This window comes from Janthinobacterium sp. UMAB-56 (assembly GCF_900095265.1).
Lineage (GTDB): Bacteria > Pseudomonadota > Gammaproteobacteria > Burkholderiales > Burkholderiaceae_D > Janthinobacterium.
This window is the reverse complement of the sequence record NZ_LT607654.1, coordinates 279,845-304,497: the sequence shown is the minus strand read 5'-3', so window position 1 is coordinate 304,497 and position 24,653 is coordinate 279,845. Positions and strand designations below refer to the sequence as shown.

Genomic DNA, 24,653 nt, shown 5'->3' with positions numbered 1-24,653 from the left:
TCCTTCATAGACAAATGGCTCAGCTTGCCCGCAGCGCCAGTGCGCGCGAGGTCAGGAAGGCAGCCAGCAGCAGTACGGCCGCGCTGGCGATAAACGTGCTCTGGTATCCACTCCTGTCGAACAGCACACCGCCGATCGTGGAACCGAAGGCGATGGCGAGTTGCACGACGGCCACCATCAGCCCGCCACCCGCCTCTGCATCCCGCGGTAGCGTGCTTGCCAGCCAGGACCACCAACCCACCGGTGCAGCGGTGGCCACAACGCCCCAGATTGCCAGCAGGACAGTCACGGCAGCGACCTTGCTGCCAAAGAGGGGCAGCGCCACGGCGATCAGTGCCATTAGGATGGGAATGGCCACCAGCGTGCGGGAAAAATTCCATTTCAGGAACTTGCTGATCACGGTGGTGCCAATAAAGCCGCCAATGCCAATTGCCAGCAGTATCAGCGACAAGGTGGAGATGTCAACGCGTGTCACGTTTTCAAGGAAGGGGCGCAAATAGGTAAATAAGGCGAATTGACCCATGAAAAACGTGCCGACAGCCAGCATGCCCAGGGCAACCTTCGGATCCCGAAGCAGTCTGAAGGCGTTGCGGCCGCCTGCCTGGCCAGCCTGGGGCCGCATGGAAGGCAGGCTGAGCCACTGCCATACAAAGGCGATCAAGGCTACCGGCACCAAGCAAAAGAAAGCGCCACGCCATCCGATGATGGCCCCGAGGTAACTGCCCAGGGGCGCGGCGACGACGGTGGCCAGCGCATTGCCCCCATTGAAAATGGCCAGGGCACGCGGCACCTGATGGGAAGGCACCAGGCGTATCGCGGTAGCCGCCGACAAGGACCAGAATCCACCGACCACCACGCCGATCAGCGCACGTCCCAGCATATACAGAAAGTAGTTCGGCGCCATCGCGACGACGGCGCCGGAGGCGGCCATCAGTGCGGTCAGCCCCAGCAACAGCGTCTTGCGGTCCATGCTGCCAGCAATGGTCGAAATCGACAGGCTGGTGAGCACGGCGCATGCCCCGGAGATCGCAATTCCCCGTCCTGTCAGGCCTTCGCTGACCAGCAGGTCCCTGGCCATGGGCGTCAGCAGGCTGACGGGCATGAACTCCGAGGCGATCAGCGCGAAAACGCACAGCGTCATTGCGAAGACACCGCCCCACATGGCTGCCTGGTGCCCCTGCACGCCAACTGGGCCGGTGCTGCTAATTGGTGCTGTCATGGGACGCGCCTATGCCAGACTCTTGTGGAAGAATGCTTGCAGCTTCTCCCAGGGGATGAGTTTCACTCTGTCATACAGATCGACGTGCCCGGCGCCTGGAATCATGAGCAGTTCCTTGGGCTGGGCCGCAAGCCGATAGGCCTCTTCGCTGAATTCCCGGGAGTGTGCCTGATCGCCCGTGATGAACAGCATGGGACGTGGGGAAATTGACTCGATGTCATTGAACGGATAAAAGTTCATGAATTTGACGTTGCTGGTCAGCGTCGGTTGCGTCGTCAGTTCGCGCGACGAGCCTGCCGGGGTGAACTCGCCGCGCTCGGTGCGATAAAAGTCGTAGAACTCGCGCTGGATCCGATGCGTATTGGCGTCCAGCTGGTGCACGGTTCCGCCGGTGTACTTGATGGCGCCACCGGTAAATTCCACATAGCGCTGTTGCGCCGCTGCGGCAATGATCTGCTGGCGTTGCTCAAGCGTCTGCGAGTGGTTCAGGGCATCGCGGTTGGCGGCGCCCATGTCATACATGCTGACGGTGGCAATCGCTTTCATGCGCGGATCGATCTTGGCGGCACTGATGACGAAACTGCCACTGCCGCAAATGCCGAGAACACCGATCCGTTCCCTGTCGACGAATAGCTGGCTACCCAGATAATCCAGCGCCGCGCTGAAGGCTTCTGCGTAGATGTCCGGCGCCACGGCGTTGCGCGGCTGGCCTGCGCTTTCGCCCCAGTACGACTGATCGATGGCCAGGGTGACGAAACCCTGTTCGGCCAGTTTCTGCGCGTACAGATTCGAGCTTTGCTCCTTTACCGCGCCCATCGGGTGGCCGATGATGATCGCGGGATGCCTGGCATTGCCGTTGAGATCCTCGGGCATGAACAAATCGCCGACGACCTGCATCTGGTACTGGTTGCTGAAACTGACCTTGCGCGTAATGACTGTGGCGCTCCTGTAGAAGTTGTCGGCGTTGTTGGACATATCCGGCACGGGCTTGTTTTCGGCAGCGAACGTGGCGCTAGCGGCAATGGAAAGGCTGCCCAGCACGGCCATGCCGCTGCCAGCAGTCTTCAGGAAATCGCGGCGTGCTATATCTTTAATGGTCATATCTGTTTCTCCAGTTCGTCAAGTGTGGTGCAAACGTCCTACATTGAGCGACATCGTACGTGTCGATTGACGCATCCACGCATCGAAAACTGGAACAGGTATATGGGTGATAGCCATGAATGTTGTGTATATTCATGCCGATAATCGTCTATTCCCTGGATATCATGGGGCGCTATTTAGGAGTCACACACATGGCCAGAGACAATATTATTGACATTCTTATCTTTTTTGAGGTGGCTCGCCAGCGCAGCTTCACGCGTGCCGCCATCAAGCTGGGCATGTCCCAATCCACGCTCAGTCACATCATTCGTGACCTGGAAGCGCGGCTGGGTGTGCGGCTGCTCAATCGCACGACGCGCAGTGTTTCGCCGACAGAGGCAGGTGAGCGCCTGCTGAATAATGTCGCGCCACGGCTTGAAGAGGTCCATGCCGAAATCGCCGCTGTCAGCGATTTGAATGGCAAGCCGGCGGGCACTGTGCGCCTCACTGCCATCGACCATGTTATTGATACCCTGCTATGGCCAAGACTGGCGCCCGTGCTGCCTCACTATCCCGACCTGCAGGTCGAGATCCAATCGGATTACAAGTTGATCGATATTGCGGCGGACCGTTATGACATCGGCGTGCGCTATGGAGATCAGGTGGAGGAGGACATGATAGCCGTCCGGCTCACGCCCGACATTCCTACCATGATCGTTGGCTCGCCTGCCTATTTTTCCTGGCATGCGCAACCCGCCAATGTGCAAGACCTGATGAAGCACAATTGCATCACACTGCGGCTCGCAGGCAGTGGCGGCATCTACGCGTGGGAACTGCAGCACGATGGGCGCGACGTGGCAGCCCGGGTGAGCGGCCAGGCCGTGTTTACCAGCGCCGTGCCCATGGTGCAAGCGGCTTTGAGCGGCAATGGCCTGGCATTCGTCACGGAAGATCTGGTTTCGGAACACGTGCGGGAAGGCCGATTAATCAGCGTCATGAAAGACTGGTGCGTGACCTTTCCTGGCCTCCATGCCTACTATCCGAGCCGCCGCCACGAATCGCGGGCGCTGCGCATTGTTATCGAAGCTATTCGTCACAAGGATGAACCAAGATCCGGAATATGCGCTCCAACGTCATTTGCTTGATCCAGGAGCCGCTGGCAAAGCATGCGGCGGTCAGGGAACTGATGGATGTGGAGGTCGACACGCTGGGCAGCTTCCAGGGGCAGCGAGCCAGATATCGTCTTGTCCTCCACTGTGCGTACTCAGGGTAACATCAGTTTGCTGCCTGACCGCCAGCGGCTCAAGGTGGCTTAATGCGACAAAACCGAATCGCGCGACCTTTGCCCGAGGTAAGGCAGCAAGCTGATGAGACCAAGCACGGCCAGCGCGACACCGACCCACAGCGGGGAGCGCAAGCCGTAGCCGGCGGCGATGCCAAGGCCGCCGAGCCAGGAACCGGCGCCCAGGGGTGCTGCGTGTTACCGCACTTGGCGAGCGTTATCGGCTAGGCGATGAGGGGCCTGGCGAGAACTGGCGTTGTTGCTGGAATGGTCGATTTTTTGGCAGCTGGGCTTTTGTTTCAAATCAAAGATGGCACAGACAGTAGCCCAGGCATTGAGTAGTCAATTTGATAAATATCAATGTAGTTGTCGTTTGGGAATGCGCTGCTGTTGACGCAACGATGCCTGCGGGCTGGGTTGCTGGCCCGTCCTGTGAGCGTGGCGTAGCGCAGGCTGTGCACGGAGCGATGGGCGCCAGGCGCCAAGTGTTTGGTAATCAGGATGAAGAGGCGGGCGTCAGGGCGGTTCGGATGCCGCTTTCGTTTGGATATTGCTTTTATTGCAGTTATTTCCAATGTCTACTACATGCCTGACTATCTCGGCGGGGGCATTTCAAGGCGGAAAATGGTCATCCTGGCCTGTCGCCATCAGATATTTGCTGTCTTATATAAGATTCCTCGGCATCTGATGCACAAACAGCGGCAGGACAGTCTAAAATACGTGGTGGGCAAGCACGGCGTCACCGCCGGCACACTAGCCGTCCAAAGCAAGGCTAACCGTCCTGTGTTTGGAATGAAGAAAGTTAACCACCAGGCATCACCGCATACAAGGGAATGAACATGGCATCACAAAAATCCAAAATCATCTACACGCTGACTGACGAGGCGCCGCTGCTGGCGACGTATTCCCTGTTGCCGATTATTAAAAAATTCACCGCGCCGGCTGGCGTGGACGTGGTTTCCAGCGATATTTCGGTGGCGTCGCGTGTACTGGCTGAATTCCCCGAATTCCTGACGGACGAGCAAAAAGTCCCGAATACCCTGGCTGAACTGGGCAAGCTGACCCAGAATCCGGACACCAACATCATCAAATTGCCGAACATCAGCGCCTCCCAGGGCCAGCTGATCACCTGCGTGCGTGAACTGCAAGCGCGTGGCTACAAGCTGCCGGACTACCCCGAAGAGGCGAAGACGGACGAAGAAAAAGCCTTGAAGGCCCGCTACGGCAAGTGCATCGGCAGCTCGGTCAATCCGGTCCTGCGCGAAGGCAATTCCGACCGCCGCGCGCCGAAGGCCGTCAAAGAGTATGCACGCAAGCACCCGCACTCGATGGGCGAGTGGAGCCAGTCGTCGCAAACGCACGTGTCGCACATGCACCACGGTGACTTCTACCATGGCGAAAAATCGCTGACCCTGGAAAAGGCGCGCGACGTCAAGATGGAACTGGTCACGGCCTCGGGCAAGACCATCGTGCTGAAGCCGAAGGTTGCCCTGCAAGCTGGCGAAATCATCGACAGCATGTTCATGAGCAAGAAAGCGCTGCTGGAATTCTACGAGAAGGAAATCGACGACGCCTTCAAGACGGGCGTGATGTTCTCGCTGCACGTCAAGGCGACCATGATGAAAGTGTCGCACCCGATCGTCTTCGGTCACTGCGTGCGTATTTTCTACAAGGACGCGTTCGCCAAGCACGCTGAACTGTTCGACAAGCTGGGCGTGAATGTCAACAATGGCATGAGCAACCTGTACGACAAGATCGAAACCCTGCCAGCGTCGCAAAAAGATGAAGTGCTGAAAGACCTGCACGCCTGCCACGCCAACCGTCCGGAACTGGCCATGGTCGATTCGGCCAAGGGCATCACCAACTTCCATTCGCCGAACGACATCATCGTCGACGCGTCGATGCCAGCGATGATTCGTATCGGCGGCAAGATGTGGGGCGCCGATGGCCGTCCGAAAGACGTCAAGGCAGTCATGCCGGAATCGACTTTCGCACGCATCTACCAGGAAATGATCGGCTTTTGCAAATGGCATGGCAACTTCGATCCGAAGACCATGGGCACCGTGCCGAACGTGGGCCTGATGGCGCAGCAGGCGGAAGAATACGGTTCGCACGACAAGACGTTTGAAGTGCCTGAAGGCGGCATCGCCAACATCACCGACCTGGAAACGGGCGAAGTGCTGCTGACGCAAACGGTTGAAGCGGGCGACATCTGGCGCATGTGCCAGGTCAAGGATGCACCGATCCGCGACTGGGTCAAACTGGCCGTCACGCGCGCGCGCAACTCCGGCATGCCTGCCGTGTTCTGGCTCGATTCCTACCGTCCGCACGAGAATGAAGTCATCAAGAAGGTACAGGTGTACCTGAAGGAGCACGACACCAAGGGCCTGGACATCCAGATCATGTCGCAGACGCGCGCCATGCGCTACACGCTGGAGCGCGCCTTCCGCGGCCTGGACACCATCTCGGTGACCGGCAACATCCTGCGCGACTACCTGACCGACCTGTTCCCGATCCTGGAACTGGGCACCAGCGCCAAGATGCTGTCCATCGTGCCTTTGATGGCCGGTGGCGGCATGTACGAGACGGGCGCCGGCGGTTCGGCACCGAAACACGTCAAGCAACTGGTGGAAGAAAACCACTTGCGCTGGGATTCGCTGGGCGAGTTCCTGGCCTTGGCCGTGTCGCTGGAAGACATGGGCATCAAGACGGGCAATGCGAAGGCCAAAATCCTCGCGAAAACCCTGGATGAAGCCACCGGCAAGCTGCTGGACAACAACAAGTCGCCATCGCCACGCACCGGTGAACTCGACAACCGCGGCAGCCATTTCTACCTGGCCATGTTCTGGGCGCAAGCCTTGGCCGCGCAGAAGGACGACGCTGAACTGGCAGCGCACTTCGCGCCGCTGGCGCAAACGCTGGCCGCCAATGAAGAGAAGATCGTCGCCGAGCTGAAGGAAGTGCAAGGCAAGGAAATGGATATCGGCGGCTACTACCTGCCAGATCCGGTGAAAACGGATGCCGTCATGCGTCCAAGCGCCACCTTGAATGCGGCCCTGGCCAGCATTTGATGCAGTCTTGACAGGCAGTAAGTTGCTTGCTGCCTGATAGAGAAACAACGCCGCCGGGATCGCTCCCGGCGGCGTTTTCCATTTCCCCGCGTTTTTATTTGTCGTGCCTGTAGAACCGGCTGCTGCCATTGTTGTTGACCAACAAAGCGTCATACGGGGCCGTGCGGGGTCCTTCCACGCTTGGCGACCCCTGGCCGGGACAGCCATGTTTTGAAGCGTCCTGGCATCGCCGGAAAGTGGAGCATAGGAGCACTGCCGCCAGCAGTGCAGGCGCGCGCTAGCGCGCGGCGGCGGCAAGCGCCTTCGCAGCGTACATGGCCCGGTCCGCATGGCGCAGCAGGAGCTGCGTGGTATCGCCGTCGTCCGGATAGTGGGCCACGCCTATGCTGACGGCGATCTGTAATTGTTGGCCGTTGGCCAGGTGCAGCGGTACTGCCAGGGCCGCGTGGATCTTTTGCTCGATCAGGCTGACGTCCGCCGGCGTGGCATTGTTTTCCAGCAGCACAACGAATTCATCGCCGCCCATCCTTGCCAGGGTATCTGTTTCGCGCATGCAGTCGCGCAAGCGGCTCGCCACCGTCTGCAGCAGCAGGTCGCCACAGGCATGGCCGTGGTCGTCGTTGACCCGCTTGAAGTTGTCAAGATCCAGGAATAGCAACGACAGCCGGCCTTCCTGGCGGTGCGCGCGCGCGAACGCCGTGTGCAGGCGGTCGTGGAACAGGCGCCGGTTCGGCAGGCGGGTCAGCTCATCGTGCATGGCCATGAACTGCATTTGCGTCTGCAACTGCCGCCGCTCAATGGCGGTGGCCAGTTGCTTGGCGACAAATTGCAGCAAATCCTGGTCTTGCTCCGTGCCGATGACGGCGTCCTGGGCACCTTGCAAAGCCAGCACGCCGACGCTGCCCATGGAAGAGTACAGGGGCACGGCAAGCCAGCACGAGGACAGCCCGCCGGCTGCCGTTTGCAGCGCCACCGGCAGGCCGGCCAGTTGTCCCGGCTGCAGCAGCAGGGGGCGGCCGCTGCGCAGGACTTCGTCGCACAGCAGGCTGGCCATGGACGATGTTGACTGGAGCGCGCTGTCGTCGGCATGGCAGGTGATGGGAGCTTGCGCGCCGTCTTCGTCATGCAGCAGCAAGGTCAGGCTGCGCGATGGCAGGTGTTCGCCGATGATGTACTGAATACGGTGCAGCAAGGCGGGCAAGTCTTGCGTCGCCTGCATGGCTTCCGAGATGGCGTACAGCGCGGCTTGCTTTGCCTGCGCCTGTTTCAGCAGGGTGATGTCGCGTGCCACCGCCACGCGCAGCTGGTCGGCGGCGGACCAGCGGGCGGACCACATGATGTGCGCCAGGCTGCCATCCTTGCGCAGATAGCGGTTTTCAAAGTGCGTCTGGGCATGGCCGTCCATGATGGCACGCGCGGCGGCCTGGGTGCGGGCGCGGTCCGCGGGGGCGACCAGGTCGAGCATGAGTTTGCCGATCATTTCCTGCTGCGTGTAGCCGAAGATGCGTTCGCAGGCGGCGCTGACGAAGACAAAGCGACCCTCCGCATCGACCATGCACACGGCGTCGAGTAGCAAATCGGTGAAACTGGCGACCGGCGCGCTAAGCATATGTTTCATATGTTCACTATTCTAGTGGACATTGCCGATTGATATTGAAATTGTTGTTTTTAGGGATAAGTGACTATGCAGCACGGCGTGCCCGGCCGGCAACGGCGGCGGCATGCTTAAGCTTGTTACTTAGGAAGAGGTATCGGGCAAGCAGCTGTTTTCCAGGCGCAGGAGGGCCGCCTGGAACTGGTGATGACCAGGCTTTAATCACTGACGACAAACGCGCCCGGGTCGAGTTGGTCCAGCGTAACGATGCCGCCGCTGCCCGGCGCGCCGCTGCTCTGGCCGAGCCGTGCATGCAGCTGGGCCAGATAGTCGGCGCGGCAGCGGCGCAGCACGTAATCGCGGAAGTTATCCTGTTCCAGGGCGTGCCAGGCGCGTTCGCGTCCTTGCGCCGAGCGCATGCCGGCCAGCTCGATCAGCGCGGGCGTGATGGTGGCGTCGCCGCGGCTCAGGCGCGCGTAGCCGTAGCGGTCCATATACGGTCCGGTGAGCGTTTCGATGATATTGATGTCTTCGTCCGACAGTTGCTGCCTGAATTTATCGATGTTGGCCGCGATGGGCGCGTAGCAGTTGGCCGACCAGAGCGACGACAACTGCGCGATTTGCCGCGCTTCCGCCGACGCGGCCACGTCCAGCATGTGCGGCAGGAAGGCGATGCCGAGAAAGTCACATACCGTTTGCAGCGTCTCCTCTTGCCGCGACAGGAAATCTTCATAGCGTATCGTCAGCACGCGCGGCCCATAGCGTTGCACGACCTGGTCGGCTGCCACATGGGCGGCCAGCCAGGTCCTGGCATTGAGCAGCGTGTCGAAATCGTGGATGATGGCGCGGTTCATCGATGCCACTTGCGCGCGCGGATCGCGCACCACGTTCAGGAACAGCATGTCCGGATACAGCCGCACGATGTCGTCGGCGTAGTGCACGCTGTCGAGCGACTTGTCCATCACCACCTGCGCCTGGCGGTGTTCGCCCGCGCGCAGCAGCAGCTCCCAAGCCACGCGGTGGATGCTGCGCGGCTGGCCGCGCAGCGTCTCGAATACTTCCACAGGATCGAAGACGACCCCCGGCCATTTGACCATGCTGACCGCCGCCAGGCCCACCACATCGACCACCAGGCGAAAGTAGGCGCGGTCGTCGCGCAAGTCGCCGTACAGGGGCAGCAACGGCATCATATCGATCAGGTGCAGCGGATACGGTGAATAAAACTGGGGCGACAGGTTCAGGCGCAGGCGCAGGGCATGGCTGCCGCAGCGGCGCAGGGGGATCATCATGACAGGGCGCGGGCGCGTACCGTGGCCGGAATGGTGGCTGTTGCTCATCTCATCATTCCTTTAAAAAGTGGGCGCGACATCAGATGAAGCACGGGCACAGTTGCTGGAACAGCCGTTCGCAAGCCTGTTCCAGCGACAGCGTACTGGTATCGAGCGTCAGCGCCGGCGCCAGCGGTGCTTCATAGGGCGCCGAGACGCCCGTAAATGCGGGGATCAGTCCGGCGCGTGCTTTACGGTACAGTCCTTTGGGATCGCGTTCCTCGCACAGCGCGCATGGCGTGCTGATGTAGGCTTCGATAAAATTATCGCTGCCGATGATCTGGCGCGCCATGTCGCGGTCGCTGCGTAGCGGCGAGATGAAGGCACAGATAACCATCATGCCCGCATCGTTCATCAGCCTGGCCACGACGGCGCTGCGGCGGATGTTTTCCTGGCGGTCGCGGGGAGAGAAACCCAGGTCGCCATTCAGGTGATGCCGCATATTGTCGCCGTCGAGCACGCAACTCAGGTGGCCCTCCGCCAGCAGCCGCCTTTCCAGCGCGTAGGCCAGCGTCGATTTGCCTGCGCCGCTCAGGCCGGTCAGCCACAAGGTCGCGCCTTGCTGGCCGGCCAGCACGCTGCGTTGCTCCTTGCCGATATGGCCCGCATGCGGGAAGATATGTTGCGCGACGCCGCCCGCAGCCCCGATCTGTTCCAGTTTACCCACGTGCGCCACTCCCCCGTTGCCGGCTCAAAACTGCTCCCATTCGATTTCGCTAGGCTTGGCGGCGGCCGGACGGACCGGCTTTGCCTTGGCGGGCGGGCGCTGCACTGCCAGCGGCGATGGCGGTGGCGGTGGCGGACGGCTGACCACGCGCAGCCCCGCATCGCGGCGGCCGTCCCTATTTTCCACACGGAAGACGCTGACCACCTCGTTCAGGCTGTTGACCTGTTCCTGCATCGCTTGCGCGGCGGCGGCCGCTTCCTCGACCAAGGCGGCGTTTTGCTGCGTGACATTGTCCATTTGCGTCACGGCCATATTGATTTGCTCGATGCCGGCCGATTGTTCCTGGCTGGCGGACATCATTTCAGACATGATGCCGGTGACGCGCCGCACGCTGGCGACCACCTCATGCATGGTCGATCCTGCCTGTTCCACCAGCCGGTTGCCGGCCTGGACCTTGTCGACGGAGTCGCCGATCAAGTCCTTGATTTCCTTCGCTGCGGCGGCTGAGCGCTGCGCCAGATTGCGCACTTCAGTGGCCACCACGGCAAAGCCGCGCCCCTGTTCCCCCGCACGGGCTGCCTCGACCGCCGCGTTCAGCGCCAGGATATTGGTCTGGAAGGCGATGCCGTCGATGACGGCGATGATGTCGACGATCTTGCGCGCCGAGACATCGATGGCCGCCATGGTGTCGACCACCTGCGCCACGACGGCGCCACCCTTGGTGGCGACATCGGAAGCCGTTTCGGCCAGCCCGTTGGCCTGGCGCGCATGGTCGGTGTTGATACGCACGGTGCTGGTCAGCTCTTCCATGGACGAAGCGGTTTGCTCCAGTGTGCTGGCCTGCTGCTCCGTGCGCGAAGACAAGTCCAGATTGCCCATGGCGATTTGTCCCGCCGCCGTGGCAATGGTCTCGGTGCTGGCGTGAACTTGCTGGACGATTTGCGCCAGGCTGTCGCGCATCGATTGCATGGCGTACAGCAGGCTGTGCGTGTCGCCGGCGCGGGTACGAATGGGGACGGCCAGGTTGCCGCCGGCGATCTGTCCGGCGATCGCCGCCGCTTCGTCGGGTTCGCAGCCGAGTTGGCGCGTCACGCTGCGCGTGATCAGCACGGCGGCCAGCAGGCTGGTGACCAGCGCCAGCGAGCCGATGCTCAGCATCACCAGGCGCGCCTGGCTGTAGGCGGCCTCGGCGACGATGGAGGCTTCACTATTCTGCTTTTCCTCGACGGCGATCAAGGTGCGCAGCAATTCCCACCAGCGCTTTTGCACGGGGCGGAATTCATAACGCAGCAGCTTGTAGGCATCGTCTTGCTTCTGGTTCAGCGCCAGCGCGGCGGCCCGCTGAATAAAGGGGGCCGCCAGTTCGCTTTGTCTGCGGATTTGTTCAAGCAGGTTTTTTTCTTCGTTAGAAGTGCCTTCCCGATTAGCGAACATTTTTCCCAGCTTTTGTTGGGCGGCATCGTATTTTTTTTCCTGCGCCGCGATACGCGTGACTTCGATCTGGATTTCCTTGTCCTCTTTCAGCAAAATCAGATTGCGCAGCGCCAGCGCCCGTTCGGTGACCGTTAAATCCATGGTCTGGGCCAGACTGGTTTCGACGTTGTTGACCTTGGTGGTTTCATCCATGCGGTCCTGGATTTGCCGCATGCTGGTCAACCCCAGCGCGATGACCAGCAACAGGAACAGGGCGACCAGGCCAAAGCCCATGCCGAGCCGCTTGGCGATGGTTAAGTGCATAAATTTCATATTGCCTCCTTAGGGCCGTGCCTGCGGTTCCGAATAAGCATATGCGGATTTATCACGAAGCACTCAGCGATCATAGTGATTGCGGGCGGGCGAAATATCACACATAGTCACTTTCAGCATTTGAGCAACAGTAGAAATTTACTTGTAGAAACAGTTCAAATTGAGTTAGATGGCGAACACCTGCGAACGCTGGCGCGTGATTTGTATCAGGAATGAAAAATTTTCATCCTCCTTCGCGCTCATGATTTCACATTTCACGTCGTTATAGCAGTGTCTGCTTAGCGCTTGAGATGCGATCCATCCCTTTCCCTGTGAAAAGCCGGGAGTGCTCGACGGCTACTAGTTATCAAAAAATGAAAGTTATGCATACTTTACCTAACCACCCATCTTCGTTTAGCAAGGCATAAGACCCATGACCTCCGTCTCCTCGATCCCGAGCTGGAATCCAAGTCCGTCCCGCGCGCTCAGTGCCGCGCCCACCAAGGCGGATGCCGCGCCTTCTCCGGCGCCGAGCCCGTCTTCCATTGTTGACATCGGGGCGACGCAAGTCGTCGCCCATCTGATGCCTTCGCCGAAGATATGGGAAAGCCCGGCGCGCGATGGCGTCAGCGAGCAAATGACGAAAAACTTCTCTGCGCGCGCGTTTGGCGGCCGTTTCGGCGGCTTGGGCGCGAGCTTGCTTGAGCAAATCAAGGGGGGCGTGCGCAATATGTCGCAGGCGGTGCAGCAAGCGCCGCCGCGCATGGAAGCCAATACCTATAGCGAAATCGGGGGCTTGCCGCCGGCCAGCCTGCACGGCAATGGCGAAGACAGGGTCACTCTCAGCATCACCACCAAGAGCGGCGTGGAAGTCAAGTTATCGCTCGACAGCCAGGGCGATGGCCTGGCCGTGAGCATGACGACGAACGGCGAGCTCAGCGACGCTGAAGCCAGCGCACTCGGCGAGCTGGCGAAAGGTTTCCAGGAGGCCATCGATGGCATGGGGCAGAGCACGCCGAAAATCAAGCTGCAAGGCTTGATGCAGTTCGACCAGCAAGTGCTGGAGTCCGTGAAACTGCGCGCGGAAGTCAAGGTGCGCGGTGAGCCGGAAAGCGTGCAAACCCTGGATTTCCAGGCCGATGGCGCGCAGCGCCAGGTCAGCTTCAGCGGCGTGGCAGGCAGTCTGGACCTGAAGGTCGATGCCAGCGCGCTCAATACCTTGGGCAGCCCCGCGCGGCAAGCCAAGGCCTTGAGCAGTTACATGAAGCAATTCGACCAGGCGGCATCGCGCGGCCATGGCGACGCGGGCCTGGTGGCCATGCTCAAGGATAGCTTTACCGCCTTGCACAGCAATGCCGTCGCGCCGCAAGCGGCCACGGACACTCCCGCGACGGGCAAGTGGCGCCTGGCGGCCGAAGACAAGTCGATCCTGACGGGGCTGGCCGATTTCAGCGCCTCCGTGTCGCAGACCGTGGAATTCAGCAATCCCATGCGCAGCGCGGAAAAAGATGGCTTCAATTATGCAGTGTCGCAGAAGACGACGCAGGCCGGTGCCAGCCAGGACGCACGTTCGGTGCGCCAGCAGCAGCAATCGAAGCTGAGCGCCAGCTTCCATCAGTCGCTGGTCCCCGGCGTGCCGCTGCGCCTGACGGACAGCACGGAATCGCAGAACTATACCTATCACCAGATCGAGGATACGGCCAGCAGCGATGCGCAGGTGGCTTACAAGGATGGCAAGATGGTGAAAGCGAGCTTGCGGCAGGAGGGCAGCCAGTCCGAGCATGTCATGAAGTATTTCCTGGGCAAGCTGGAATCGGACCAGACTACGCCGGGCAACTATTCCGTGCTGCGCGACTTGCTGCCCCTGCTGGGACCATACCAGACGGGCGAGCTGGGCATGACGCCCGAGAAAAAAGCGGAGCAGCGCCAGCAGGCGATGCTGACCTTGAGCGACGACGTGCTGCTGCAATCGTATGCGGGCCTGAGCATCAGCCTGTGGCAAGCCAATGTGCCTGCGGAGCAGGGCGAGGCCGCCGCCGTTTAGACTCGAACGCGCACAATGCAAAAAGCCCGTCTGAGAAGACGGGCTTTTTGCATTGCTTATTTCCTGATACGGCGCAGGCTGCCTAGGCCTTGGCCTTGCTTTGCCTGATCCAGTAACCGACGCCCAGTGCAGCGAGCCAGACGGGTATCAGGTAGACGGAGATGCGCAGGCCCGGCGTGAGATACATGATCACCAGGACGCCGGCCAGGAAGACCAGGCACAGGTAGTTGGTGAACGGGTAGCCCAGGCTCTGGAACAGCGTCGTCTTGCCCTCGGCCTTCTTTTGCGCGCGGAAGCGCAGGTGAATCCAGCTGATCATGGCCCAGTTGATGATCAGCGCCGAGACGACCAGGCCCATCAGCACTTCGAACGCTTCGCCCGGCATAAAGTAATTGACCACCACGCAGGCGCCCGTCGCCAGGGCCGAGACGCCCAGCGCCACCAGCGGCACGCCCCGGCGGTTCAGGTGCAGCAGCGCGCGCGGCGCATTGCCCTGCTTGGCCAGGCCGAACAGCATGCGCGTGTTGCAGTACACGCCGCTGTTGTAGACGGACAGGGCGGCAGTCAGCACCACGACGTTCAGGGCCGTGGCCACCAGGTTGCTGTCGAGGGCGTGGAAGATCAGCACGAACGGGCTGCCGCCGGTGACGACGTTTTGCCAAGGGTATAGCGACAGCAAAATGCCGAGTGCGCCGATATAGAAAATCAGGATGCGGTAGATGGCCTGGTTGGTGGCGCGCGGAATCGTCGTGCCCGGATCGTCCGCCTCGGCCGCCGTGATGCCCACCAGCTCCAGGCCACCGAACGAGAACATGATGACGGCCATGGCCATCACCAGTCCCTGCCAGCCATTCGGGAAGAAGCCGCCGTGCTGCCACAGGTTGGCTACCGAGGCCTGCGGGCCCGCGTCGCCGGAAGCGAGTAGCCAGGCGCCGAAGACGATCATGCCGATGATGGCGACCACCTTGATGATGGCGAACCAGAATTCCATCTCGCCAAAGGCCTTCACATTGAGCAGGCTGATGGCGTTGATGACGCAAAAGAAGATGAGCGCCGACACCCAGGTCGGTACGCCCGGCCACCAGTACTGCACGTAGATGCCGACGGCCGTCAGTTCGGCCATGCTGACAAGCACATACAGCACCCAGTAGTTCCAGCCCGACAGAAAGCCGGGCAGGTGGCCGCAGTATTTGTCGGCAAAATAGCTGAAGGAGCCAGCGACGGGTTCGTCGACCACCATCTCGCCCAGTTGGCGCATGATCAGGAAGGCGATGACGCCGGCGATGCCATAGCCGAGCAGCACGGAAGGGCCGGCCATCTTGATGGTTTGCGCAATGCCCAGAAACAGGCCGGTGCCGATGGCGCCGCCCAGGGCGATGAGCTGGATGTGGCGGCTTTTCAGGCCACGCTTGAGCTCTTGTGGTTCGGTATTCCCGACTGCCGTCATATGTTTTATCCTGTTTTTACGGGGCTGAGGTCGCTGATTCTAAAGCATGAACGGGCAAATCAGCAGTGAAATGCATGTTGCACTGCGGAGGCGCAGGAAAAGCCCCGCATCTTCGCTGATCGGCGTGCAAAACGGCTGCCTAGGCGTCTGCGTCCTGCGCGCCGGCCGCGACGATGGCCGGTTCGTACGCCGCCAGAAATTCAGGCGGCAAACGGCGCGCCCGCCCGCTGCTCAGTTCGATGCAAATCAAGTCCCATCGTCCGCGCACGACGGTGGCGCCATCGCTATTGCGGATCAGCTGGAAGCGCCGTTCCATGCTGGAGCGGCCATCGCTGGCGCACAGCCAGGTGGCCAGGGTCAGCGCTTCGCCGGCCCGCGTTGGCAGCAGGTAGTCGTATTCGCCGCGGCGTATCGCCATGGCCCGGTCCAGGCGCCGGTAATCGTCCAGCACCAGTCCCAGGCTGGCAGAGTGGTGCCAGGCGATATGCTCGCACCAGCGCACGTAGACGGCGTTGTTGGTGTGCTGCAAGCCGTCGATGTCGGCCGCTTCGGGCGTGACGGGCAGGGTGTGGGCGTGCGGATAATCCCAGTTCAAGAGCGCTCCTTTCGATGCGGTGGCAGCTGATTGTACGGTCTTGCAATGTTTCCTGTCTCCGGTACACGGATGGAAAACCGCGTTTTCTACAATGATGTATGATGCATCATCAATTTCCAACGAGCAAAGACACGCATGAAGCATCAATTCGACAGCCTGCTGCACGTCAACCTGGGCAAGTCCGTGTACGCCATGCTGCGCGAAGCGCTGGCGGCCGGGCGCTTCCAGCCGAATGACCGGCTGCGCATCCGCGAGCTGGCGCTGCAGCTGGGCACCAGCGTCACGCCCGTGCGCGACGCCATGCTGCAGCTGGTGCAGGAAGAGGCGCTGGTGCTGCGCTCGCCGCGCGACTTCCGCGTGCCCGTGCTCAGTGTGGCGCGCTACCTGGAAATCCGCGCGCTGCGCCTGGAACTGGAAGGCCTGGGCGCGGCTGAGGCAGCGCAGCGCATCGACGACGCCACCCTGGCCGACCTGGAACGCCTGCTGCAGGCGAATGAAGAGGCCATCGCGCGGCACGACCTGGCGGCGGCCCTGCAATGCAACCAGGCGTTTCACCTGGGCCTGGCGCAGGCGGCCGGCATGCCGACCTTAAAACGCTTCGTCGACCATCTGTGGATGCAGACGGCGCCCCTGATCGCCGCCGGCTACGCCAGCTTTTCGCCCGACATGCGCGTCGGCCACCATCACGCGATCATCAGCGCGCTGCGCCAGCGCGACAGCGCGGCCGCGCGGCGCGCCATCGAACAGGACATCCTCGATGGCGGGACGCAGATGCTGGCCTATGTGATGCGCCAGGAACGCATCCACGCCGCTGGCATTGCAGAACAAAACTCAGAACAGGACAAGGAAGAACATGACTGAACAAAAAACCGCCATCGTCACGGGCGCCAGCCGCGGCATCGGCCACGCCGTCGCGGAACGCTTCCGCAGCCTGGGCTGGAGGGTCATCACCGTTTCGCGCAGCCCGATTCCCGGCGGCTGCCCGCGCAGCCAGGAGCACAACACACATGTGTGCATGGATCTGTCGGACCTGAGCCAGATCGGGCAGATGGTCGAGACGCTGCGCCCGATGCTGGGCGACGCGAAACTGCATGCGCTGGTGAACAATGCGGGCGTGTCGCCGAAAGGGCCGGGCGGCACGCGCGTCAATTCGCTGACCACCGACATGCAGACCTGGCAGGAAATGTACAACACGAATTTCTTTGCACCGCTGGCGCTCACGCGCGGCTTCGCGCAGGAACTGTCTAAGGCGCGCGGCGCCGTCGTGAACCTGTGCTCGATCGCCGGCTACCGCGTGCACCCGTTTGCCGGCTCGGCCTATGCCAGCTCGAAGGCGGCGCTGGCATCGCTGACACGTGAAATGGCCAACGACATGGCGCCGCTGAACGTGCGCGTCAACGCCATCGCACCGGGCGAGATCGACACGGCCATCCTGTCGCCCGGCACTTCGCACATCGTCGATACGCAAATCCCCTTGCGCCGCCTGGGCACGACGGCCGAAGTGGCGGATTTGGTGGAGTTCTTGTGCAGCGAGCGCGCCTCGTACATCACGGGTGCGGAAATTCCCATCGACGGCGGCCAGCGCATTTAATCGAAAGGGACGCTCACATGACACAACATATCGGCATCGTCGGCTGTTCGGCCGAAGGGGCGGCCCTGTGCTATCGCACGATTTGCGAAGAGGGCGCGCATGCGCTGGGAGCGTATGAGCACCCGGAAATATCCCTGCACACGCCGTCGCTGGCGCGCTATGTAGATTGCCTGAAGACGGGCGACCTGGCCGGCGTGGCCGAACTGATGCTGGCGTCGGCGCGCAAGCTGGCCGCCGCCGGCGCCGAGTTCCTGATTTGCCCCGACAACACCATCCACCAGGCATTCGAGTTGATGGCGCCCCGTTCGCCGCTGCCCTGGCTGCATATTGCGGACGTAGTGGCCGCCGAAGCGGCGGCGCGTGCTTGCCAACGAGTCGGTTTGATGGGCACGCGCTGGCTGGTCGACAGCGCCGTGTATCCCGACCGGCTGGCCGCGCGCGGCATCGCTTGCGTGCGGCCCGCCGAAGACGCGCGCAGTGAGATCAACCGCATCATCATGGAAGAACTGGTGCCGGGCGTGATCCAGCCGCACAGCGTGGCGCGCTTCCAGGCCATCATCGCCGGCTTGCGCGAGCAGGGCTGCGACGCCGTCATCCTCGGCTGCACGGAAATCCCGCTGTTCATCAGCGACGCCAATTCGCCGCTGCCGACGCTCGATTCCACGCGCTTGCTGGCGCGCGCCGCCTTGCAGCGGGCGCTGGCCGCCTGACTATTTATCCAGCTGCGCCTGCAGCGCGGCCACCACCAGCGCGTGGTCGTCTGCCTGCGCCAGGCCAGACACGGTCACCGTGCCGACCAGCCCCACGCCGCGTATCAGCAGGGGGAAAGCGCCGCCATGGCCCGCGTACTCGATGTCGTCGAGATATTTCACGTCTTCGAAGGTGTTGCCCCGGCTTTTATGGGAAATGCCCATATAGTAGGAGCTGCGGCAAAAGCGCTGCACCGTGTTGTTCTTGCGGCGTATCCAGTCCGCCTGGTCCGCCGTGGCGCCTGTCATGGCGTGGTGGAACAGGATTTGACCGTTGCGCGTGATGTTGACGGTGACGGCCTTGCCGCGCTTGCGCACTTCTTCGACGATCCACAGGCCCACGGCCAGCGCGGCGTCGTTGTCGAAGCGTTCGAATTGCAGGATTTCTTCCTGCTGCGCCAGGGTTTGCAGCAAATCGGCGTAATGATCCATCGTGGAGGCGGGTGGTAGTGGCTGGAAACGCTACTGTAGCGCAGCATGGACCAGTCGCGCGCGCTTTTTCCACGCCGGGCCTACAATACACGGCATGAACCTGTCCCTGTTTGCCGATGAAGACTATGCTGCGGCCGGCCCGGCGCCGCTGGTGCCCGGCGCGTCCGCGTCGGTCCTGTTGCGCGGTTTTGCCCTGCCCTATCTGGACGAGGTGCTGCCGGCGCTCGATGCCATCGTGCTGGCAGCGCCCCTGCGCCACATGGCCACGCCGGGCGGCTTGCGCATGTCCGTCGCCATGAGTAATTGCGGCCCCCTGGGCTGGATCACGGATGGACGCGGCTACCGCTATGCGCGGCGCGATCCGGCCAGCGGCCTTGCGTGGCCGCCCATGCCGCCCGTGTTCCTGCGCCTGGCGCAACAGGCGGCACAGGCGGCCGGCTATCCGGGCTTTGCTCCCGACGCCTGCCTGGTCAACCGTTATGCGCCCGGCGCGCGCATGGCTCTGCACCAGGACCGCGATGAATGCGATTTCACGGCGCCCATCGTCTCTGTCTCGCTGGGGCTGCCCGCCACCTTCCTGTTCGGCGGCGCCGAGCGGGCCGACAAGCCGGCGCGCATCTCCCTGCTGCATGGCGACGTGGTGGTGTGGGGTGGCGCCGACCGCCTGCGCTTCCACGGCGTGGCGCCATTGAAGGAGGGCCAACACACGCTGCTGGGTGCGCAGCGCATCAATTTGACGTTTCGCAGGGCCAGTTGAGCTGTCAATGCGTCCATTAATGCAATGTACTTGCAAATAAGCCCGTTTTTCTCCATGATATGCAACTTGTTTGCATATGGAGCCATGCCATGAAGCGCGATTCTCTTTCCTCACCCCTGCCCGACGTGGCGGCCGGCCCTCACCTGGGTAGCCCCTTGCCGCTCGAGTGGGTGGGCATGCAGGGCATCGCCTTGCCGCTGTGGCTGGAGGAGGGCGGGCAGGCGCAGCAAGTACATGCCTGGGCCGACGTGCAAGTCGATCTGCCCGATCCACGCGTCAAGGGCATTCACATGTCGCGCCTGTATCTGCTGCTCGATGCCTTTGCCGCTGCGCAGCCGCTCGATGCGCCGGCGCTGGCCGCCGTGCTGCGGCGCATGATCGACAGCCACGCCGATTGCGGCAGCACGCAGGCGCGTCTGGCGCTGGCTTTTCCCCTGCTGCGGCGCCAGCCTGCGCTGCTGACGGCGGGGCTGTCGGGCTGGAAATCGTATCCGGTGCGCTTGCAGGCCAGCGACTCGCCACACGGTTTTACGCTATCCCTGACGCTGGAGGTCGGCTATTCGTCGACTTGTCCGTGCTCGGCGGCGCTGGCGCGGCAACTGCTTGCCGACGCCTTCGCGGCGCAATTCGGCGAGGGTGGCATCGACGCCGTGGCGGCGCGCGACTGGCTGCATGAACACGCGAGCCTGGCCACGCCGCACAGCCAGCGCAGCACGGCGACGGTGACCGTGCCCTTGACGGAACAGGCGGAGCTGGACTTGTTTCCCTTGATCGAGCTGGTGGAAGCGGCGCTGGCGACGCCCTTGCAGACGGCCGTGAAACGGGCCGACGAGCAGGCGTTCGCGCGCTTGAATGGTGCTAACCTGATGTATGTGGAAGACGCGGCCCGCCGCGTGCAGGCGGCGCTGGCACCACATTATGCGCAGGCGCATGTTACCGTACAACATATGGAAAGCCTGCATCCGCACGATGCCGTGGCGCAGGCGGGCAAGCTTGCTGGAAATTGTTAGTCAACCACCGTGGAGGAGGGCAGCATGCCGGAGAAAATCGCGCAGGAGCCAGGCGAAGGCGCACTGGAAGAGGAGTTGGAACGCGAACGGCGCGAACATGCGCTGATCGACGAGGAAAAGCTGGGCATGGACGAGATGGAAGAGGAGCGGCTGAAGCGGGAGCGCCAGCCGGCTGCGCCGGTGGGGCGCTAGCGTGCAAGCCTGGCTTCAAGCCGATGCATCAGCGCTGGCATCGCGCCGCGCTGCCCGGTACAATTTCGCTTTGTCCTTCTCCCCCAACCCCGGAGGCCCATGAAATATCGCGCAATCTTCCAGTGCATTCTCGGCTTGACAGGCGCCACGCTGGCCGCCTCGCAAGCCCATTCCGCCACCATCTGCACCGCCATGGCCGACGCCAGGACGGGTGCCGTCTTGCTGCAAGAGGGTAATTGCCTCGACCGCGTCACCCCCGCATCCACGTTCAAGATCGCGCTCAGCCTGATGGGCTACGATGCCGGCTTCCTCAAGGATGAGCACACACCTAGCCTGCCGTACCGCCAGGGCTATGTGGACTGGGGCGGCGATGCCTGGCGCCAGGAGACGGATCCGTCGCGCTGGATGCAGTATTCCGTCGTCTGGTATTCGCAGCAGATTACGCAGGCGCTGGGCGCCGAGCGCTTCCAGAAATACGCGAAGGCCTTGCGCTATGGCAATGCGGACGTCTCGGGTGACCCGGGCAAGGAGAATAGCCTGGAGCGCTCGTGGATCAGTTCTTCGCTGAAAATTTCCCCTCTGGAACAGCTAGGCTTCTTGCGCAAGCTGGTCAACGATCAATTGCCCGTCACTAAACAGGCGATGCAAGCAACGCGTCGCCTGACGCGCCTGGCCGATGTGGACGGCTGGCAAGTGCATGGCAAGACGGGCGCCGCCTTCCCGCGCAAGGCCGACGGCAGCTTAGACGAAGCGCGTGGCTACGGCTGGTTCGTGGGCTGGGCCAGCAAGGGCGAGCGCAGCATCGTCTTTGCGCGCCTGGTGCAGGATGAGCAAAAGGGCTTGCCATCGGCGGGCTTGCGCACGCGCGCAGCCATGCTGAAAGAATTGCCGGCCCTGCTGGAGCAGGCGCAGAAGTGACAGCCAGCATCGTTGCCGCCACCTTCATCGTGACCGAGGGCGACTATCTGGAAGCCGTCATCGAGGTGGGCGGCCAGCGTCTGCACGTGATGGATGAGTTTGGCGGCGGGCAGATGGCCACCGGTGCGCCGTTGCAGGCGGAACTGTGGCCTGTGCTCGGCGAGATGGACGACTGGGATGCCATCTTTCGCGCCAATCCGGGCCGGGAAAAACGCCTGCTGCGCCTCGATGGCTGGCGCTACCTGGCGCTGGGCGTCGTGACCCAGGTCGATCCCGTCATCTGCGATTGCGCCTTGCTGCCTGTGGTAGACGCTTTTTATACGCGCGACGCACGCTGCGTGGGCGCGTATGTCGGTGTCACCCTGGCGCGCCTCGATGCCTGCCTGGCGTAAAATCCGGCCCGCTTTGTTGCCCGCCCTATATACTTGCTGAAACGGAAAATCCGGCATCAGACAAGGTTACAAGCATGGCATCAGGCATGGAGCAATTTCAGGAAAAAGCACGGCAGGCATGGACATGGGCGCGCGCGCAGGCCTGGCGACTGGCGGGGCTGGTGTGGGTCAAGGCCGTGGCGCTGGTCCGGCGTGGCCACGCGCACTTGATGAGCCTGCCGCCGGTGCGCCGCGCGCTGGTGCTGGGCCTATGGTCGTTCCTGGCCGTGCTGGCGCTAACGATATCCTACATGTTGCTGCTGATCCCGCTGACGCCCAGCATCCACGACTTGCGTCAGGCGCGCGCGGCCGCGCCGAGCACCATGGTCAGCGCCGACGGCAAGGAACTGGTGCGCTTCGACCAGGGGCTGCAGGAGCGCGTCACCTTGAAGCAGATTTCGCCGAACGTGGTCAGCGCCTTGATCTCGACGGAAGACCACCGCTTCTACGAACACCACGGCATCGACTTCACGCGCACGGCCGGCGCCATCTTGCACACGGCCGGGGGCAACCCCCAGGGTGGTTCCACCATTACGCAGCAGCTGGCGCGCAATATGTTCCCCGAGGAGATAGGTCGCTCGCGCAACCTGAACCGCAAGTTGAAGGAGCTGATCACGGCCCTGAAGATCGAGGCTACCTACAGCAAGACGGAAATTCTGGAAGCATATTTGAATACCGTCCCTTTCCTGTACAACACTTACGGCATCGAAATGGCGGCCCGCACCTACTTCGACAAGCCCGCGTCGCGCCTCGACATCCTGGAAAGCGCCACCCTGGTCGGCATGCTCAAGGGCACGAATTACTACAACCCCGTCGGCAATCCCGAACGATCCTTGCAACGGCGCAATGTGGTGCTGGGCCAGATGCGCAAGCACGACGTCATCGACGAGCTGCGCTACAAGCAATTGATCAAGCGTCCGCTGCGCCTGCATTTCGAGCGCCAGAGTGAACGGGCGCAGTCGGACAGCCATTTCACTGCCTATGTGCGCAAATGGCTGATCGACTGGGCCGACGAAAACGACTACAACCTGGAGCGCGATGGCCTGGTGGTGCACACCACGCTCGACCACGATCTGCAGCAGGCGGCCGAGCGCGCCGTCGAACGGCAGGCGAATGCCCTGCAAGTGATCGCCGACGTGGAATGGAGCCGCGCCGGCATGCCATCGTCCACCTCGACGGGCATGTATGCAGGCATGCAGGCTGGCAGCGTGGCATTCGATTACTTCTGGAAATCGCATCCGGGCTTGCTCGATGCTTTCGTGCGCGAGTCGGGCGATTACCGCAAGCTGACGGCCGCCGGCGGCACGCCCGATGAGGCACTGGAAAAATTGAAGGGTGACCGTGCCTTCATGGCCGCCCTGCGCAAGTCGAAGACGCGCCTGGAAGCGGGCTTTGCCGCCATGGACCCGGCCTCGGGGGCCGTGCGCGCCTGGGTGGGCAGCCGCGACTTTGCGCGCGAACAATTCGACCACGTGTCGCAGGCGGCGCGTCAGCCCGGCTCCACCTTCAAGCCCATCGTGTATGGCGCGGCGCTGGAAAAGGGACTCAGTCCCGAGCATGTGTATCGCGATGCCGTGATGGATATCAAGGCAGCCGATGGCACCATATGGCGCCCGACGGACATGAGCGGCACCACGGGGCGCGACATGAGCATGCGCGACGGCCTCGTTTACTCGAAAAATACCATCACGGCGCAAGTGATGCAGGATGTCGGACTGCCGCCTATCATCAAGCTGGCGCGCGCGCTGGGCATCCGCGACAGCAAGCTGGAAAAAGTGCCGTCGCTGGCGCTGGGCACCAGTCCCGTCACCCTGCTGGAAATGGTCAACGCCTACGCCAGCATCGCGGCCCAGGGCGAAGCGCGCATGCCCTTCGTCGTCACGCACATCACCGACCGTGAAGGCAAGGTCATCGCCCGTTTCGGCGAAGACAAGCCCAAGCGCGCCATGCAGGCGGCATCGGCTGCCACCCTGACGGACATGATGCGCGGCGTGATCGACCGCGGCACGGGCACGGCCATCCGCAGCCGCTTTGGCATCCGCTCCGACGTGGCCGGCAAGAGCGGCACCACGCAAAACAATGCGGACGGCTGGTTTATTTTGATGCATCCGGAACTGGTGGGCGGCGCCTGGGTCGGTTTTAATGACGCAAGGGTCACCATGCGCAGCAATTACTGGGGCCAGGGCGGCCACAACGCCGTGCTGCTGGTGGGCGATTTCTTCAAGACGGCGCTCGATACGGGCAAACTGTCGCGCGATGCCATCTTCCCCGGCGGCAAGCCGCCACCGCCGCTGCGCCACGTGGAGCCGGTCGAGGCGCCGCAGGATGAGCCGGTGGAGGAGCCGGGTAACTTGCTGCAGGAAGGCGTGCCGCCGGCGCCGCTGGCCATGCCGGCCGAAGGCGAGGGCGGGCAGGAATCGCATGGCAAGGCGGTGCCGGAGGCGGCGCCGATTCCAGCCCCGGCACCGCAGTCGGCACCGGCACCTGTGCCTGCGCCGCAGGGATAAGCGCCGCCGCCATG

Annotated in this window: 22 protein-coding genes; 13 read left to right on the top strand and 9 right to left on the bottom strand. The window is 62.4% G+C overall.

Annotated features, from left to right (window positions below; translation table 11 throughout):
- Window positions 1–19 precede the first annotated feature (19 nt).
- Together K0F85_RS10000 and K0F85_RS09995 are read right to left on the bottom strand one after the other, a co-directional pair.
- Complete coding sequence (locus K0F85_RS10000; protein WP_257572661.1) at window positions 20–1,162, bottom strand: MFS transporter; 1,143 nt, start codon at window positions 1,160–1,162, stop codon at window positions 20–22.
- Between the two features lie 66 nt (window positions 1,163–1,228).
- A complete protein-coding gene (locus K0F85_RS09995; RefSeq protein ID WP_219115888.1) occupies window positions 1,229–2,266 on the bottom strand; it encodes an alpha/beta hydrolase in 1,038 nt (345 codons plus the stop codon).
- A gap of 245 nt (window positions 2,267–2,511) precedes the next feature.
- On the opposite strand from K0F85_RS09995, the gene K0F85_RS09990 reads away from it, so the two are divergent.
- The 3 genes from K0F85_RS09990 (at window position 2,512) to K0F85_RS09980 (ending at window position 6,652) form a co-directional block, all read left to right on the top strand.
- Entirely contained in the window at window positions 2,512–3,444 is a 933-nt protein-coding gene (locus K0F85_RS09990) for a LysR family transcriptional regulator (protein WP_219115887.1), read from the top strand.
- A gap of 680 nt (window positions 3,445–4,124) precedes the next feature.
- Window positions 4,125–4,418, top strand: coding sequence for a hypothetical protein (locus tag K0F85_RS09985; RefSeq protein WP_219115886.1), 294 nt, complete (start codon window positions 4,125–4,127; stop codon window positions 4,416–4,418).
- Window positions 4,419–4,420: 2 nt separating this feature from the next.
- Window positions 4,421–6,652 (top strand): NADP-dependent isocitrate dehydrogenase, encoded by a 2,232-nt coding sequence (locus K0F85_RS09980; protein ID WP_219115885.1) that lies wholly within the window; start codon window positions 4,421–4,423, stop codon window positions 6,650–6,652.
- Window positions 6,653–6,929: 277 nt separating this feature from the next.
- Here K0F85_RS09980 and K0F85_RS09975 read toward each other — a convergent pair whose 3' ends face one another.
- From K0F85_RS09975 to K0F85_RS09960, 4 genes are all read right to left on the bottom strand, one after another.
- On the bottom strand, window positions 6,930–8,270 hold the full coding sequence (locus K0F85_RS09975; protein ID WP_306984015.1) for a diguanylate cyclase domain-containing protein: 1,341 nt from the start codon (window positions 8,268–8,270) through the stop codon (window positions 6,930–6,932).
- 194 nt (window positions 8,271–8,464) lie between these two features.
- Window positions 8,465–9,583, bottom strand: coding sequence for a sulfotransferase (locus tag K0F85_RS09970; protein ID WP_219115884.1), 1,119 nt, complete (start codon window positions 9,581–9,583; stop codon window positions 8,465–8,467).
- A 31-nt stretch (window positions 9,584–9,614) separates the two neighbouring features.
- Window positions 9,615–10,241, bottom strand: a complete 627-nt coding sequence (gene cysC, locus K0F85_RS09965; RefSeq protein WP_219115883.1) for an adenylyl-sulfate kinase — start codon at window positions 10,239–10,241, stop codon at window positions 9,615–9,617.
- 24 nt (window positions 10,242–10,265) lie between these two features.
- Window positions 10,266–11,987 (bottom strand): methyl-accepting chemotaxis protein, encoded by a 1,722-nt coding sequence (locus K0F85_RS09960; RefSeq protein ID WP_219115882.1) that lies wholly within the window; start codon window positions 11,985–11,987, stop codon window positions 10,266–10,268.
- 412 nt (window positions 11,988–12,399) lie between these two features.
- Here K0F85_RS09960 and K0F85_RS09955 point away from each other — a divergent pair, with 412 nt between their 5' ends.
- Entirely contained in the window at window positions 12,400–14,010 is a 1,611-nt protein-coding gene (locus K0F85_RS09955; protein ID WP_219115881.1) for a hypothetical protein, read from the top strand.
- An 82-nt stretch (window positions 14,011–14,092) separates the two neighbouring features.
- Here the strand turns inward: K0F85_RS09955 and K0F85_RS09950 are convergent, their stop codons facing one another.
- Both K0F85_RS09950 and K0F85_RS09945 read right to left on the bottom strand, forming a co-directional pair.
- Window positions 14,093–15,457 (bottom strand): amino acid permease, encoded by a 1,365-nt coding sequence (locus K0F85_RS09950; RefSeq protein ID WP_219115880.1) that lies wholly within the window; start codon window positions 15,455–15,457, stop codon window positions 14,093–14,095.
- A gap of 139 nt (window positions 15,458–15,596) precedes the next feature.
- Window positions 15,597–16,052, bottom strand: coding sequence for a thioesterase family protein (locus K0F85_RS09945; protein ID WP_219115879.1), 456 nt, complete (start codon window positions 16,050–16,052; stop codon window positions 15,597–15,599).
- 135 nt (window positions 16,053–16,187) lie between these two features.
- On the opposite strand from K0F85_RS09945, the gene K0F85_RS09940 reads away from it, so the two are divergent.
- From K0F85_RS09940 to K0F85_RS09930, 3 genes are read left to right on the top strand one after another with little or no spacing between them, the layout of a single operon-like run.
- Window positions 16,188–16,913, top strand: a complete 726-nt coding sequence (locus tag K0F85_RS09940) for a GntR family transcriptional regulator (protein WP_219115878.1) — start codon at window positions 16,188–16,190, stop codon at window positions 16,911–16,913.
- A complete protein-coding gene (locus tag K0F85_RS09935; RefSeq protein WP_219115877.1) occupies window positions 16,906–17,643 on the top strand; it encodes an SDR family NAD(P)-dependent oxidoreductase in 738 nt (245 codons plus the stop codon). The genes K0F85_RS09940 and K0F85_RS09935 overlap by 8 nt, the downstream gene beginning before the upstream one ends.
- Window positions 17,644–17,660: 17 nt before the next feature.
- Window positions 17,661–18,353: an aspartate/glutamate racemase family protein gene (locus K0F85_RS09930; RefSeq protein WP_219115876.1), complete on the top strand. Its 693-nt coding sequence runs from the start codon at window positions 17,661–17,663 to the stop codon at window positions 18,351–18,353.
- Here K0F85_RS09930 and K0F85_RS09925 read toward each other — a convergent pair whose 3' ends face one another.
- Window positions 18,354–18,824 (bottom strand): heme-degrading domain-containing protein, encoded by a 471-nt coding sequence (locus tag K0F85_RS09925; protein ID WP_219115875.1) that lies wholly within the window; start codon window positions 18,822–18,824, stop codon window positions 18,354–18,356. It lies immediately after the preceding gene.
- A gap of 94 nt (window positions 18,825–18,918) precedes the next feature.
- Between K0F85_RS09925 and alkB the strand changes: the two genes are divergently transcribed.
- The 6 genes from alkB to K0F85_RS09895 all read left to right on the top strand — a co-directional run bounded on the left by alkB (window position 18,919) and on the right by K0F85_RS09895 (window position 24,639).
- A complete protein-coding gene (gene alkB, locus K0F85_RS09920; RefSeq protein WP_219115874.1) occupies window positions 18,919–19,581 on the top strand; it encodes a DNA oxidative demethylase AlkB in 663 nt (220 codons plus the stop codon).
- A gap of 89 nt (window positions 19,582–19,670) precedes the next feature.
- Window positions 19,671–20,591 (top strand): GTP cyclohydrolase FolE2, encoded by a 921-nt coding sequence (folE2, locus tag K0F85_RS09915; RefSeq protein WP_257572660.1) that lies wholly within the window; start codon window positions 19,671–19,673, stop codon window positions 20,589–20,591.
- A gap of 24 nt (window positions 20,592–20,615) precedes the next feature.
- Window positions 20,616–20,783, top strand: coding sequence for a hypothetical protein (locus tag K0F85_RS09910; protein WP_219115872.1), 168 nt, complete (start codon window positions 20,616–20,618; stop codon window positions 20,781–20,783).
- Window positions 20,784–20,882: 99 nt separating this feature from the next.
- Window positions 20,883–21,701, top strand: a complete 819-nt coding sequence (blaOXA, locus tag K0F85_RS09905) for a class D beta-lactamase (protein ID WP_219115871.1) — start codon at window positions 20,883–20,885, stop codon at window positions 21,699–21,701.
- A complete protein-coding gene (locus K0F85_RS09900) occupies window positions 21,698–22,093 on the top strand; it encodes a hypothetical protein (RefSeq protein WP_219115870.1) in 396 nt (131 codons plus the stop codon). The genes blaOXA and K0F85_RS09900 overlap by 4 nt, the downstream gene beginning before the upstream one ends.
- A gap of 74 nt (window positions 22,094–22,167) precedes the next feature.
- The gene (locus K0F85_RS09895) at window positions 22,168–24,639 is read left to right on the top strand and encodes a penicillin-binding protein 1A (protein ID WP_219115869.1); all 2,472 of its coding nucleotides are present in this window, start codon (window positions 22,168–22,170) and stop codon (window positions 24,637–24,639) included.
- Window positions 24,640–24,653: the final 14 nt, after the last annotated feature.